14 protein-coding genes are annotated in these 12,592 nt (G+C 68.7%); 6 read left to right on the top strand and 8 right to left on the bottom strand.

What is annotated here, in order from left to right; translation table 11 throughout:
- Nucleotides 1–49: 49 nt before the first annotated feature.
- A complete protein-coding gene (locus A5789_RS04810) occupies nt 50–1,402 on the bottom strand; it encodes a lipase family protein (RefSeq protein WP_082940460.1) in 1,353 nt (450 codons plus the stop codon).
- A gap of 235 nt (nt 1,403–1,637) precedes the next feature.
- Nucleotides 1,638–2,405: an SDR family NAD(P)-dependent oxidoreductase gene (locus A5789_RS04805; protein ID WP_030516743.1), complete on the bottom strand. Its 768-nt coding sequence runs from the start codon at nt 2,403–2,405 to the stop codon at nt 1,638–1,640.
- 186 nt (nt 2,406–2,591) lie between these two features.
- Between A5789_RS04805 and A5789_RS04800 the strand changes: the two genes are divergently transcribed.
- Nucleotides 2,592–3,347 (top strand): TetR/AcrR family transcriptional regulator, encoded by a 756-nt coding sequence (locus tag A5789_RS04800; RefSeq protein WP_064902482.1) that lies wholly within the window; start codon nt 2,592–2,594, stop codon nt 3,345–3,347.
- 18 nt (nt 3,348–3,365) lie between these two features.
- Here the strand turns inward: A5789_RS04800 and A5789_RS04795 are convergent, their stop codons facing one another.
- Together A5789_RS04795 and A5789_RS04790 are read right to left on the bottom strand one after the other, a co-directional pair.
- Nucleotides 3,366–3,803, bottom strand: a complete 438-nt coding sequence (locus A5789_RS04795; protein ID WP_064902481.1) for a VOC family protein — start codon at nt 3,801–3,803, stop codon at nt 3,366–3,368.
- Complete coding sequence (locus A5789_RS04790) at nt 3,803–4,372, bottom strand: DinB family protein (RefSeq protein WP_064902480.1); 570 nt, start codon at nt 4,370–4,372, stop codon at nt 3,803–3,805. Before A5789_RS04790 ends, A5789_RS04795 begins: the two co-directional genes overlap by 1 nt.
- A 61-nt stretch (nt 4,373–4,433) precedes the next feature.
- Here A5789_RS04790 and A5789_RS04785 point away from each other — a divergent pair, with 61 nt between their 5' ends.
- Nucleotides 4,434–5,423 carry a YafY family protein gene (locus A5789_RS04785; protein ID WP_064902479.1) on the top strand — a complete coding sequence of 330 codons (990 nt, stop codon included), beginning with the start codon at nt 4,434–4,436 and terminating at the stop codon, nt 5,421–5,423.
- Here the strand turns inward: A5789_RS04785 and A5789_RS04780 are convergent.
- The 4 genes from A5789_RS04780 to A5789_RS04765 form a co-directional block, all read right to left on the bottom strand.
- Nucleotides 5,406–6,122 (bottom strand): TMEM165/GDT1 family protein, encoded by a 717-nt coding sequence (locus A5789_RS04780; protein WP_064902478.1) that lies wholly within the window; start codon nt 6,120–6,122, stop codon nt 5,406–5,408. The genes A5789_RS04785 and A5789_RS04780 overlap by 18 nt on opposite strands.
- A 358-nt stretch (nt 6,123–6,480) precedes the next feature.
- Nucleotides 6,481–7,008 carry a hypothetical protein gene (locus A5789_RS04775; RefSeq protein WP_030516749.1) on the bottom strand — a complete coding sequence of 176 codons (528 nt, stop codon included), beginning with the start codon at nt 7,006–7,008 and terminating at the stop codon, nt 6,481–6,483.
- A gap of 220 nt (nt 7,009–7,228) precedes the next feature.
- On the bottom strand, nt 7,229–7,852 hold the full coding sequence (locus A5789_RS04770; protein ID WP_030516750.1) for a superoxide dismutase: 624 nt from the start codon (nt 7,850–7,852) through the stop codon (nt 7,229–7,231).
- Nucleotides 7,853–8,112: 260 nt separating this feature from the next.
- A complete protein-coding gene (locus A5789_RS04765; protein ID WP_063016479.1) occupies nt 8,113–8,721 on the bottom strand; it encodes a hypothetical protein in 609 nt (202 codons plus the stop codon).
- Between the two features lie 448 nt (nt 8,722–9,169).
- Here A5789_RS04765 and A5789_RS04760 point away from each other — a divergent pair, with 448 nt between their 5' ends.
- The 4 genes from A5789_RS04760 (at nt 9,170) to A5789_RS04745 (ending at nt 12,525) form a co-directional block, all read left to right on the top strand.
- On the top strand, nt 9,170–9,553 hold the full coding sequence (locus A5789_RS04760; protein ID WP_227463017.1) for a rhodanese-like domain-containing protein: 384 nt from the start codon (nt 9,170–9,172) through the stop codon (nt 9,551–9,553).
- A gap of 75 nt (nt 9,554–9,628) precedes the next feature.
- Nucleotides 9,629–10,711 carry a DUF4328 domain-containing protein gene (locus tag A5789_RS04755; RefSeq protein WP_227463016.1) on the top strand — a complete coding sequence of 361 codons (1,083 nt, stop codon included), beginning with the start codon at nt 9,629–9,631 and terminating at the stop codon, nt 10,709–10,711.
- Entirely contained in the window at nt 10,708–11,475 is a 768-nt protein-coding gene (locus A5789_RS04750; RefSeq protein WP_063016478.1) for a glycerophosphodiester phosphodiesterase, read from the top strand. The genes A5789_RS04755 and A5789_RS04750 overlap by 4 nt, the downstream gene beginning before the upstream one ends.
- A gap of 93 nt (nt 11,476–11,568) precedes the next feature.
- Nucleotides 11,569–12,525, top strand: a complete 957-nt coding sequence (locus A5789_RS04745; RefSeq protein ID WP_063016476.1) for a DUF5926 family protein — start codon at nt 11,569–11,571, stop codon at nt 12,523–12,525.
- Nucleotides 12,526–12,592: the final 67 nt, after the last annotated feature.

Here is a 12,592-nt window from a genome sequence, read left to right as displayed (position 1 = left end):
GTCCGTGCGAGCCTTATCCTTTCGGCGCGGTGCGCCGATGGCCGTGTCCTCAGTCGAAGGTGCAGCCGGCGACCGGCTTGTCGTTCAGCCGATCGACCAGATACGAGATGGCGTTGTCGGTTCCGAACCCGTCGATGATTTCGGGTCCGAAGTGATTGGGCAGCGCCGCACCGGGCAGGATCGGCGGCAGAGTGTCGGTGCGGAACGTGACGGTCGCGCCGTGACCGCACCAGTCGCCGGCCAGCCGCCGGGCTTGGTCGTAGGGGACGGTGTCGTCGTTGATGCCGCTGGTGATCAGGACGGGCGCGCTCGGCGTGAGCGTGCCGATGCGCTGCCGATCCAGAATATCGATGGCGGCCGGTACCTCGCGCAGGTTGTCCAGGATCGACCGGTGATCGGCCGTGAAATCACTGCCGTGCAGGAACGGGTGCTTCAGGATCACATCGCCGATGCACTCGTTCTGCAGATCCGCGAGCAGTTCCTGGGCCTGCGGCGTGACCCGCTTGTCCAGTTCGGGCTTCAGGTCCGGATAACGAGCCAGGAATCCGTTGAGGGCGTATCCGACCACGCCGCCGATCAGATTGCCGTCGATCTTCTGCAGGACCGCCGACAGATCGGCCACCGGCGCGCCCGCCCAGACGCCCTTGAGGTCCAGTTCGGGGGCGTAACTCGGCTGTAGTTCCGCCGCGGCCGCGGTCGCGCCGCCGCCCTGGGAATAGCCCCAGAAGGCCAGCGGTGTGCGCGGGCCGGTGCCGGAGAGCGCATTCGCGGCGCGCGCGGCATCGAGGACGGCGTGCGCCTCCTCGACGCGGTTGACGTAGGTATGGACGCCGGGGGTGCCGAGCCCGATGTAGTCGGTCACGAAGACCCGGGCGCCGAGCGAGTTCCAGGCCATGGCCGAGACGGCCTCCTGATTCGCGGAGACGCTCGGCGGCGTGATGTCGGCGTAGAGGCCGGTGGAGAAGGCCTCCGACGGCGCGCACTGATCGCCCTGACCGGAGGTGCCGGGCGCGATGACGACGGTCGGCCGCGGCCCGGTGCCCTGCCACGGGCGAGTCGCGTCGATGTAGGTTCCGCTGACCGCGACCGGCTCACCGTCCTGGGTCTGCGAGGTGTACATGACCTTCTGCGCGCTCACCGGCCATGGCCCGAGCCCGGGCGGTGCGATGAACACCGGCATCGGCTCGGTCTTGATCACCGATCCCGGCGCGGTCGCGAATTGCGCAGGGGGAGTGTAGAACTCGCTCACCGGGGTGGCGGTGGCGGTACCGGCGGCCACGCCACCGAGCGTCGCCCCCGCACACGCCGCGGCCCCGAGCGCCACGATCCGACGTATGCCCCCGCGGCGCCGTCTCGGCGATCCACTCGCCCTCGAGTCCTGTGCACTGCGATCCAACTTCATCGTTACGACCTGGCCTTATGAACTTACTTCCCAGTAGAATAGGCTTTAACATAGCCGTATTTCCCGCTGGGGAGAAATTCATCGTCAGCCGCCCCGAAACCGCGCCGCAAAAATTGTGCCCGTTCACAACCGCCGGCCCCGAGCGCAGCCCACGGCCCGCGCAGCCGTTCGTCCACGAAATCGAAAGGCCGACACGGGATTCCGTGTCGGCCTCGAGCGCAATCGCGAGCCGGCGTCAGCGCGGCGCCATGCGCAGCGCACCGTCCATGCGGAAGGTCTCGCCGTTCAGGTAGTCGTGCTCGGTGATGTACTGCGCGAGCTGCGCGTACTCGTCCGGGCGGCCCAGGCGCGAGGGGAACGGCACACCGGCCTCGAGGCCCTTGCGGTACTCCTCGGTGACGCCGGCCAGCATCGGGGTGTCGATGATGCCGGGGGCGATGGTGTTGACGCGGATGCCGAACTGGGCCAGGTCGCGCGCGGCCGGAACGGTCATGCCGGCGACGCCGCCCTTGGAGGCGGAGTAGGCGATCTGGCCGATCTGGCCCTCGAACGCCGCCACCGACGCGGTGTTGATCACGACGCCGCGCTGGCCGTACTCGTCGACCGGCTCGGTCTTGGAGATGGCATCGGCGGCCAGGCGCATCACGTTGAAGGTGCCCAGCAGATTCACGGTGATCACGGTCCGGAACAGCTCCAGATCGTGCGGGCCGTTCTTGGACAGGATGCGTCCCGCCCAGCCCACACCGGCGCAGTTGACCACGATGCGCGGCGGCACACCGGATTCGACGACCTTCGCCACCGCGGCGGCGACCTCGTCGTTGCTGGTCACGTCGGTCGGGATCAGGGTGACACCGGCGGGGACGCTGTCGCCGGCCCGTTCGATCGACTGAGCCAGATCGAGACCGAATACGGTCGCACCCTGGTCGGCGAAGCGTTTTGCGGTCGCGGCGCCCAGACCGGACGCAGCTCCGGTGATGATCGCGGCGGAGCCCGAAATCTCCACGGTGTTTGGTCCTCTCGTTAGTGACGGCCCTATGGGTACTGGCCTTCCGTCAACAGCACCATATCGGGCGTGGGTGCGGTCACAGCCGGGGGTGCGCCGCGTGGGAAGCCGGCACCGCGCAGAATGGAAGACAACCAGCTAGTTTCGTTTGCGAACCGGTACGCGATCGATCGATGGAGTAACCACATGACCGCCTCGGCCCCCGCGGACCGCCGGCTCCCTCGGGGCCGGCACGGAATCCCGCGGGAAACGGTCGTCCAGGACCAGCGCGACCGAATCCTCGCGGCGATGGCGGATGCGATGGCCGCGCACGGCTATGTGGGCACGTCGGTCGCGGCGGTGCTCAAGCGAGCGGGTGTGTCGCGGGAGACCTTCTACGAGCAGTTCCGCTCGAAAGAGGATTGTTTCGAGGCGGCCTACGAGCGAGCGGTGGAACTGCTGATCGCACGTATGCAGGACGCGCTGCCACCGGTCCCGGATCGGTCCGCCGGGACCGGCACCGGCGGCAGCGATTCCGCACGAAATCCTGCGCGCCGGCCCGATGCCCCGGCCGGCCCGCCGATCGGCGCCTTGCTCGACGCCTACCTCGACGGTCTGGCCTCCGAACCGGCCTATGCGCGCCTGTTCCTCGTCGAGGTCTACGCCGCGGGGCCCAAGGCGATCGCGCGGCGCGCGGAACTGCAGGAAGCGTTCGTCTCGCTCGTCGCGGACATTCTCGACGCCCGCACCGATCAGCAGCGCTTCGCGTGCCGCACCATGGTGGCCGCCCTCAGCGCCATGGTGACAGCCCACGTCGCGGCCGATGATCTGGACGGGCTGCGCGAGTTGCGCGAGCCCATGCTCGAGTTGGTCCGCCGCAGCGGCGATCTGTTCGGCGGTGTGCCCGCCGACCCCGGCGCCCTCGATCGCACCGATCCGCGGGAGCATTTCGATCCCTGGTGACCACCGCGGGATGCCGACTCAGTCGAGGCAGAATTCGTTGCCCTCCGGATCGGCCATCACGATATGCCCGTTGCCCATCGGGGGAGCGGGTTCGTGGCGCTGCAGCCTGGTCGCGCCGCGGGATACGAGCCGCTCGGCCTCGGCCTCCAAGGCCGCCATCCGTTCGTCGCCGCTGAGGCCCGGGGCCGCCCGCACATCCAGGTGTACGCGGTTCTTGGCCTGTTTGCCCTCGGGCACCCGCTGGAAGAACAGCCGCGGACCGGCGCCCTCGGGGTCGATCAGCGCCGAAGCGTCGTTGCGCCGTTCGGGCGGCACATTCATGGCCGCCAGCGCCTCGTCCCAGGTCCGGAATCCGGGTGGTGGATCCTGCAGCCGGTAGCCGAGGGCGTCGGCCCAGAACTCGGCCAATGTCGCGGGATCGCCGCAGTCGAAGGTGATCTGGACATCGCGGGCCATCAGCTCGCCTCCTGTCGGTTCCGGTGCAGGTAGAGGTCGCGCAGCAGGCAGACCTCCGCCAGATGGTGGATCAGTTCGCGATGGATGTGCAAAACCAGTGCCGAGAGCGGGAGTTCGGCATAGGGCCCCTCGGCCGCACCGCACGGACGGTCGAGGCCGTCTTCGCCCAGCGATTCGATGCCGCCCAGCCAGGTGGCATATTCCGAATCGAGTTGGGCCAGTGCGTCTTTCGCGGTCTCGGCGTACTCGAACGAATAGTAGTCGGTGGTCGCGCGCCCGAAGTGCGCGGCGTTGCGCACGGCGAGTACGCCGACGATCACATGGCCGAGCCGCCACGCGATCGTCGTGAACGGCGCGGGCTCCGGCGGCGGGAAGGCGAAGTCGATGGTCATCGCACCGGAACCACCCTGGATCGGTGCGCTGCCGGCGCCGCGCGGGTGCAGGTTCCAGCAGCCGGGCACGGGTTCCCAGAAGTACTCGTCGTCGGTGAGCCCGTCGAGCCGGGGCCGGAGTTGGTTGGTCCAGTGCCAGTCGATCTGCTCGCGCAGCAGTTTGTTCCAGTCGGTCATGGACACAGCTTCGCGCGAATAGCGGACAGAAACCTTCCGCAATCTGTGCCACCATGAGCACATGACCGTCGAGGCGACTACCGAACGGGTGCTGCGGCTGCTGGCCCTGCTGCAACGGCGGCCGTCGTGGACGGCCACCGAACTGGCCGCCGAGCTGGGCGTCACCGATCGTTCGGTGCGCCGCGACGTCGAGCGTCTGCGCGCGATCGGTTATCCCGTCCAGGCCACGGCCGGTGTCGGCGGGGGATACCAACTCGGCGCGGGTAAGCGGCTGCCGCCGCTGCTGCTCGACGACGAGGAGGCCATCGCCACCGCGGTGTCGCTGCGCCTGGCCACCGGAGGAACCGTCGCGGGCGCGGGTGAGGCGGCGCTGCGGGCGCTCACGAAGCTCGATCAGGTGATGCCGCCCCGATTGCGGGCCGAGGTGCGCGCGGTCCACGACGCGACCGAGACCATGGCCGGTCCGGGAATCGAGATCGACGCCGAGTTGCTGATGACGCTCGCCCGGGCCTGCCGGGACGCCGTCCGGGTCCGCTTCCACTACGCCGGCCGCACCGGGGCCGCCGGTGAACGCACCGTCGAACCGGTCCGCATGGTCACCACCGGCCGGCGCTGGTATCTCATGGCCCGCGATGTGGACCGCGACGACTGGCGCACCTTCCGCCTCGACCGCATGCGGGAGGTGCAGGCCACGACCTGGCGTTTCCGTCCCCGCGACCATCCGGACCCGGTCGGCTACGTCCAGCGATCGGTGACCGAGGCGCCGTACCGCCACCTCGCCCGAATCCGTGTGCACGCCGACTCCGCCCGGGTGCGCGACCTGATTCCGCCCCAGGTCGGCCGCGTCGAAGACGATCGCGACGGCTGGTCGGTATTGACGGTGGCCGGCGACGACCTCGACTGGCTCGCGGTCCGCATCGTGCGCCTGGGTTTCGAGGTCGACGTCGTCGAGCCGCCGGAATTGCGGGAGGCCGCGGCCCGTCTGGCCCGCGATCTGTCGGCGATAGCCGAACCGGGCCGGGCCGCCGGCCGCTCAGCGCCCCTGCAGTGAATGCGGTTCCGCCGGCTCCTCCTCGGGCCGATCCGGGCGCCCGAGCAGGCCCCACACCGCACCGCCGAGCAGCGGCACGACGGCCGCGAGCGAGTATTCGCCGAGTTTGCCCAGGTCCGGCGCCACCGCGCCGAGCAGGGTGGCGGCACCGATGTAGAGGAACAGCAGGCCGGAAGCGACCGCGACCGCTCGTTCCGGAATGTGCTTGCCCACCGTGATGCCGATCGCGATGGCGAGACCGCCGGCCGCGACCATGCCCGCGACCGAACCCGCCCAGACGGCCACCCAGTTGTGATTGGACGCCAGCGCGATGGTGGCGAACATGGTCCGATCGCCGAGTTCGGCGAGCAGGAACGACGAGATCACGATGAGGAAGGCGCGGCCGGCGGAGGTGGGGCCGGTGGGTACGGGTTCGTCGGGATCGGGTTCCTCGTGCCGGGACGCCCATAGCGTCCACACACCGACCGCCAGCAGGATGATGCCGGTGCAGAGTGCAATCAACTCGGTGGGCAGGGCAGCTCCGAGGAAATGTCCTACGCCGACGGCGATCACATTCACCAGCACGCTCGCGACGGTGATACCGCCCAGCACGATCCACCAGCGGTAACGCAGAGCGAAGGTCAAGGCCATCAGCTGCGATTTGTCGCCGAGTTCGGCGACGAAGAGCACGCCGAAGCTCAGTAGTATCGCGGCGATCATTATCGGCTCCCAGGTCTCCGGCGTATCGGCCGAAGACGGGCGCCCTCAGCCGACCACGCCGCATGAACGGTGTGTCGTCGGCCGAAGGTCTCGTCCACCGGAAAACCGGTTCGCATGGCCGGATCCGTCCAGCGGATCAGTATGTCGACCATGCGATTGCGGGCTACTCCCCTTCGCTGTATCTCAGCCTACCCTTACCCCTACCCGGCTGCCAACTCCCTGTTGCCGAAATCGCAATGCGCGCAATAAGTTTGGCGATGCGGCCGAAAAGTTTCGGGTACCCGTCGAAGGGGTTTCGCCGGGGCTGGGCACCTCGTTCGGACCGCCGTGTCGCGGGTGGGAAGGGGCGTCGTGGACCTCAGGCGGCGAGCAGCATGGCCAGCACCGCGGTATCGGGATCCGAGATCGGATCCACGCCCACGCGGCTGACCATGGAGGTGACGGTGCCGTCGAGTTCGGCCTCCACCCACGCCGCCCGGTGCGCCAGCCCCAGATGCGGAACGCCCGGCAGCAGAACGCATCCCGACGCGGCGCCGACACATTCGGGTAGCGACGGATTCGTCTCGGAGGGCGGATGCAACATCATCAGCGCGGGCGGCACATGATCGGCGAAGCGCCCCGGCTCGATCGCTTCCTCGCCCAATACCGGCCCCTCGGCCACCACCAGTCCGACGGTACCCGGATGCGGGTCGTCGGGCAGTTCTTCGCGCGCCCCGAAGACCGTCGTGGTGGTCAGCAGGCCGGGCAGGCTCGCCACCCGCACCGCGAGCGCCAGCAGTTGCGCCCATTCCTTGGTCGTATCGGGCCAGCGCCCGGAGATCACGAAGCCACGCAGCAGGCCGCGGGCCTGGAACGGCGTGACCCCGACCGGATTGTTCGTACGCATCGGATGCCTCCCGAACTGTCAACGGGGGCGGCTCCGCGGTGAGCGAGCCCGTCCTCGGCCTATCGTGCGATAGGAGTACCCGAGAATGACTCGAACAATGTCTGGCACACAAGTACCAGAGAGTGCTAAATCGCAGGTAACACGGTCGAAACACGGCCCCGAACGCAACTCAGGCCATACCGGAACGGTATGGCCTGAGTACGCGGAGAGGCCGATCGGCTCAGCCGAAGATGAGGCCCTTGCCCTGGGCGACGGCCTTGGCGAAGCGCTCCTGCACGTCGGCCCAGTTGACGACGTTCCAGAACGCCTTCACGTAGTCGGCCTTGACGTTCTTGTACTGCAGGTAGAAGGCGTGCTCCCACATGTCGACCTGCAGCAGCGGAATGATGCCGAGCGGCACGTTGGCCTGCTGGTCGTACAGCTGGAAGGTCAGCAGCTTCTGGCCGAGGGTGTCGTAACCCAGCACGGCCCAGCCCGAACCCTGCAGGCCGTTGGCGGCAGCGGTGAACTGCGCGCGGAACTTGTCGAACGATCCGAACTGGTCGTCGATCGCGGCGGCCAGGTCCCCGACCGGCTTGTCGCCGCCGTTGGGGGACAGGTTCTTCCACCAGATCGAGTGGTTCACGTGACCACCGAGGTGGAAGGCCAGGTTCTTCTCGTGCAGGAAGATCGCGCCGTGGTCCTCGGCCTCGCGCGCGGCTTCCAGCTTCTCGAGCGCGGTGTTGACGCCGGCGACGTATGCGGCGTGATGCTTCGAGTGGTGAATCTCGTTGATCTGCCCGGAGATGTGAGGCTCCAAGGCGCCGTAGTCGTAATCCAGATCTGGCAGCGTGTACTCAGCCACGATGTCCCTTCCTCATGATGTCGGCGCGTGTACCCGGTCTTGTCGAGCACACCAACCTTCATTCGTACACCCGCTCGATGCAACCGGGTCCGGTCCACCCTAGATTCCCACGGCCCGAAATCGACTGTGCGGCCAGGATCGAGGGCGCATGCCCGAGATATGCCCCGGCTCGGAGATTTATTCACGCTGAACGCATGTCGGCGCACATTTCGCGTGGATCCCGATACCGGGTTCCGCCACTTCGGCGGCGCGATCCGGGCCTACATCGGCGGTGCGACGTCGGGCAGCATGGTGCGCGGATCGCACGAGTCGTGCGCCTCCCACCAGCGCCGCGCGCCGGCCGCGAATTCGTCGAGACCGACCAGACTTCCGTCGGCGGTCTCGATGGTGACGTCCTCGAACCAGACCCGCACATCCAGTTCGCGGGGATCGGTGCCCTCCTGCTGGGAGAACTCGAGGACGTGGGCAGGGGTCCGATCGCTGATCGTGGTGTCGAAGCTCAGCAGCTCGCGCCACAGCGCCCAGCCGCTGTCGTCGACGTCGATGAAATCCCAGCCGTGCAGGGCGCCGCCGCCGAATCCGGCGATGGCGTCCCCGAGGGTGTCGAGGGTGAGGGGGAAGATATGCGGTTCCAGATCATCCCAGCGCTGCTGGCGCAGGGATGCCGCGACCCGGCTGACCCCGGACAGTGTGAGCGACACCCGGCCGTCGGCGGGCTGCCCGTCACCGGGGAGGGTGAGCACCTCCAGTTCGATTCGAAGTCGTGCGTCCGCGGCGTCGACCACGAGTCCGAGACAGGTCGCCTCGGCGAGTGCGGTGTTGAGCCCGGCCGTATCCAATCCGTCGAGTAACGCCCTGCTCGCGTCCATAGCGTCAGGCTACCGATTCCCCGCCGTCGAGCTCGGTATTTCGGTTTCTCGCTAGTGTTGTCGGTTTTTTGCCGGAGAGAGGGAACCGATCGGTCAGACGGCCCGTCCAAGTATGTGTCGGGTTCTCGTAGCGGCCGGTCATACGCCGTTGACCAGCGCAGAGGCCCGCAGGCGGCGGCGGGGGCCGCTCCGGGACGAGGAGGGGAGTCCCGGAGCGGCCCCCGTTCCGTTTTCCCGAATCGGATGATGCGAACCGACCGGTCTCGCAAGTCGCAACCTGTGGATGAGGTTGTGGATTATGTGGATAACTGGGGGTGAGATATACACAGGTCGGTTTGCCCGGGGTGTGCGGCACGGTATCGACGGCCGGAACAAACCTGGAGTTCACCCGGGCGATCGACTGCCGGGTCTCCCCGCCGATCCGGGGGACATGGCAGGATCGTCCATTGTGACGAGCTCCGAAATCCCCTCGGTGCCGGTCCAGGATCTGCCTGCCGAATTCGACGCCGCACCGTCGGCGGGTGCCGGATCCGGTGCCGGCGCCCCGTCCGCGATCCTGCTCGATGTCCGCGAAGCCGACGAATGGCAGCTCGGCCACGCGCCGGCCGCGCTGCACATCCCGATGGTCGACGTGCCCGCACGCCTGGACGAACTGGACTACGACGCCGAGATCTACGTGGTCTGCCGGCAGGGCGGGCGCTCGATCGAGGTCGCCAAATATCTGGCGTACGTGGGATTCGAGGTCTACCAGGTCGTCGGTGGCATGGTCGCCTGGCAGCAGGCCGGACGCTTACTGAGCACCCCGGGCGATCACGAGGCGAAAATCTACTGACGAGCCGTCGAACACCACGAGCGCAACCGCACACCCGATGATGAAGGTCGACTGGATGGAAGGGGGAGCAGCCCGGTGAGTACGGTCGTGCAACCCTGCGCCCGGTGCGGCGCCCGCTGGGCGGTGCACGGCACCCCGATGCACTGGTGCCCGCGCTGTCGCGGTGTGCTGCTGTCGCCGGCACCCGTCGACGCGCCGCCGGAACGGCGTAACTACCGCTGGGTGGCCCGCCCGCCGGGGCGCGGCCCGCGGGGCGAACGTCCGCGTCCGGCGCCCGCGGTCGATCCCGCCACCCCGCGCTACACCGAGATTCCGCGCTGGGGACTGCGGGATCGGCCGCCGCACGTCGCCGTCACGCCGCAGAACCGGGTCCAGGCCGTCCTGCACTGGCTGACCGAACGGGTGGCCGGTCTGCTGCTCGCCACCGTCATCCTGTTCGGACTGTCGGCGGTCGCCGAATTCGGCCGCTATCTGATTCTGCTGCGCAACCGCACCCGGCTGATCCAGCCGCTGCTGCTGTTCTTCTCCGACCTCGCCGTCTACGCGACCTCGGTCGCCGCGCTGATCTGCGCGCTGGTTACCGCGGTGGGCCTGATCGGCTGGCTGGTCCGCGCGCGCCGCAGCGCCTATGCCGACAACGGCCGCCGCGATCCCCGCTCCCTGCGGGCGCTGCTGTGCGGCGGGATCATTCCGGTGGTCAATCTGGTCTGGCCCGGCGTTTTCCTCACCGAACTGGTCCGTCAGCTGGGTGGCGATCCGCGCACGCTGCGCGCGGTGCGGATCTGGTGGTGTGTCTGGGTTCTCAACGGTGTGATGGTGATCGCGTCGCTGTTCTGGCGCACGGCCGATACGCTGCAGGGCCAAGCCGACGGTGTGATCTTCACGGTCTACACCGATCTGGTCGCGGTCGCGGCGGCGGTGCTGTCGCTGTGGGTGCTGCGGATGTGCGAGGGTCGTGATCTGCGCGGCCGGATCCGGATGCCCAAGCGCTGGTTGCCCGCGACCGGTCCGGCGGTGCCGGTGATCGAGCCCGTCCATCCGGTCGCCGCGGTGGAAGCCGACAACCGGTCGGCCGGCGACCACGTCGAAGCACCGGACACCGAAGCCGAGCACACCGAAGCGGAGCGCGTCGAACAAGAGGAGGTCATGGCCAAGTGAGCCAGGGCAATCGCGCACCGTTCGTGGTCGCGCACCGGGGTGCGTCGGGGACCCGTCCCGAACACACCCTCGCCGCCTACGAGCTGGCATTGGAGGAGGGCGCCGACGGTGTCGAATGCGATGTCCGGCTGACCCGTGACGGTCACCTGGTCTGTGTGCACGACCGGACCGTGGACCGTACCTCGTCCGGCACCGGCCTGGTCAGCGAGATGACCCTCGACGAGCTGCGCGAACTCGACTTCGGCGGTGACGGCAGCCCCGCACCCGTGCTGACGCTGACCGAGCTGATCACGCTGGTACTGGACTGGCGCAGCCGGCCGACCAAACTGTTCATCGAGACCAAGCATCCGGTCCGCTACGGCGCGCTGGTGGAGAACAAGGTGCTGGCCGAATTGCAGCGCTTCGGCATCGCCACACCGGCCTCGGCCGACCATTCCCGAGCGGTCGTGATGTCGTTCGCCGCCACCGCGGTATGGCGCATCCGCCGCGCCGCGCCGCTGCTGCCGACCGTGCTGCTCGGTGAATCCTCGCGGTATCTGGGCGGCAGCGCCGCCACGACGGTCGGCGCCACCGCGGTCGGCCCGTCGGTGAAAACCCTGCGCGAACATCCCGAACTCGTCGACAAGGCCGCGGCGGCCGGCCGCGCCACCTACTGCTGGACCGTCGACGATCCCCAGGACGTCGAATTGTGCGCGGAGCTGGGCGTCAGCTGGGTCGCGACCAACCATCCCGGCCGGACCAAAACCGTGCTGGACGGTATCTGATCCACCCGGCCGGCCCCGGCGGCCGACTCGATGCGTCCCGCGGGGCGGATTCGGCGCCCCTGCGCGGCGGATTCGGTGCGCCCCTGCGCGCCGATGGCCGCGGAACATGTAGGTTCTGCGTTCGTGGGTAAGAAGAAGCGCAATACTCCCAAGCCCGACAGTAATCGGGCTCAGCGCCTCGCCGAACGTCGTGCGGCGCAACAGCAGGCCGCCTCGGCCGTCACGCGTCCCTTCGCCGGGCTGGCCGCCGAATGCGACCTGGTCGCACTCCGCGAGTTCGTTCCGTCGGCGACCGCGACCCTGAAACTGGCCGCCGGCGTCTCCGCCGAGCGTCCGGTGACCCTGGCCACCGTGCTGCCCGGCGCCGTCGCCGCCCTGGTCCGTGCCGGTGACGAGCCGACCGGTTTCGTCGGGGCGCAGGTGCAGTTCCAGTCGGAGAATCCGGCCGCCGACCTGGCCGCCGCGATTCTGTGGACGCAGGCCGCCGAACCCGGCGCATCGCTCACCGCGGCCAGTGAGGCCGCCCAGGACACGGTGCCCCCGCTGACCGAGGTGATCGACCCCAAGGCGCCTCTGGATCTGACCGTCCACCAGAACTTCCAGTGGTGGGTCCCGGAGGGCGTCACGCCGGATCCGCAGGTCGCCGCGACGATCGACCAGGCCGATCAGGCGATCATGCCGTCGGATCGGCTCGCTCTCGGCGCCGAATCCGTGGGCGCGGCGTGGTGGGTCGACGCGGGGGAGAAGGCGCATCTGCGCTGGGTCCGGCCCGAGGACGAGGATGACCTGATGCTGGCCCTCGCGCGCGTGCACGCCGCGGGCGGACTGCACCTGGGCGAGGGTTCCCGATTCGCGGGCTCGTTCCGCACGCACGGCCTGCTGGTGCCGGTCTTCGATCTGGATCGCGAACGCCACCCGAGTGAATGGGTCACCCCCGCAAACGAATTCGGCGCTCGTCTGGCCGAAGCGCTGGCCTCCGAAGCCCCGATGAGTTCCGACGAGCGGCGCTCGCGCGACGGGCTGCGCTCGCGCCAGGTCACCCTGCGCTAGCGAAACCCGCTGCGGGACAAGCGTTTCGCATCGGCTTCAGACGACGAACTCGGCCCGCCGGACGGCA

It is taken from the genome of Nocardia sp. 852002-51101_SCH5132738, from assembly GCF_001665695.1.
Taxonomy (GTDB): Bacteria; Actinomycetota; Actinomycetes; order Mycobacteriales; family Mycobacteriaceae; genus Nocardia; species Nocardia nova.
Note: the sequence above shows the minus strand (reverse complement) of the source record. Positions and strands in the feature narration are given on the sequence as shown.

Excerpts from the sequence above, each read along its gene's own strand:
- A5789_RS04800 (WP_064902482.1), top strand. The coding sequence starts at position 2,592 with ATGACCGCCTCGGCCCCCGCGGACCGCCGGCTCCCTCGGGGCCGGCAC.
- A5789_RS04810 (WP_082940460.1), bottom strand. The coding sequence starts at position 1,402 with ATGAAGTTGGATCGCAGTGCACAGGACTCGAGGGCGAGTGGATCGCCG.
- A5789_RS04745 (WP_063016476.1), top strand. The coding sequence starts at position 11,569 with ATGGCCGCGGAACATGTAGGTTCTGCGTTCGTGGGTAAGAAGAAGCGC.
- A5789_RS04785 (WP_064902479.1), top strand. The coding sequence starts at position 4,434 with ATGACCGTCGAGGCGACTACCGAACGGGTGCTGCGGCTGCTGGCCCTG.
- A5789_RS04795 (WP_064902481.1), bottom strand. The coding sequence starts at position 3,803 with ATGGCCCGCGATGTCCAGATCACCTTCGACTGCGGCGATCCCGCGACA.
- A5789_RS04780 (WP_064902478.1), bottom strand. The coding sequence starts at position 6,122 with ATGATCGCCGCGATACTACTGAGCTTCGGCGTGCTCTTCGTCGCCGAA.
- A5789_RS04790 (WP_064902480.1), bottom strand. The coding sequence starts at position 4,372 with ATGACCGACTGGAACAAACTGCTGCGCGAGCAGATCGACTGGCACTGG.
- A5789_RS04765 (WP_063016479.1), bottom strand. The coding sequence starts at position 8,721 with ATGGACGCGAGCAGGGCGTTACTCGACGGATTGGATACGGCCGGGCTC.
- A5789_RS04775 (WP_030516749.1), bottom strand. The coding sequence starts at position 7,008 with ATGCGTACGAACAATCCGGTCGGGGTCACGCCGTTCCAGGCCCGCGGC.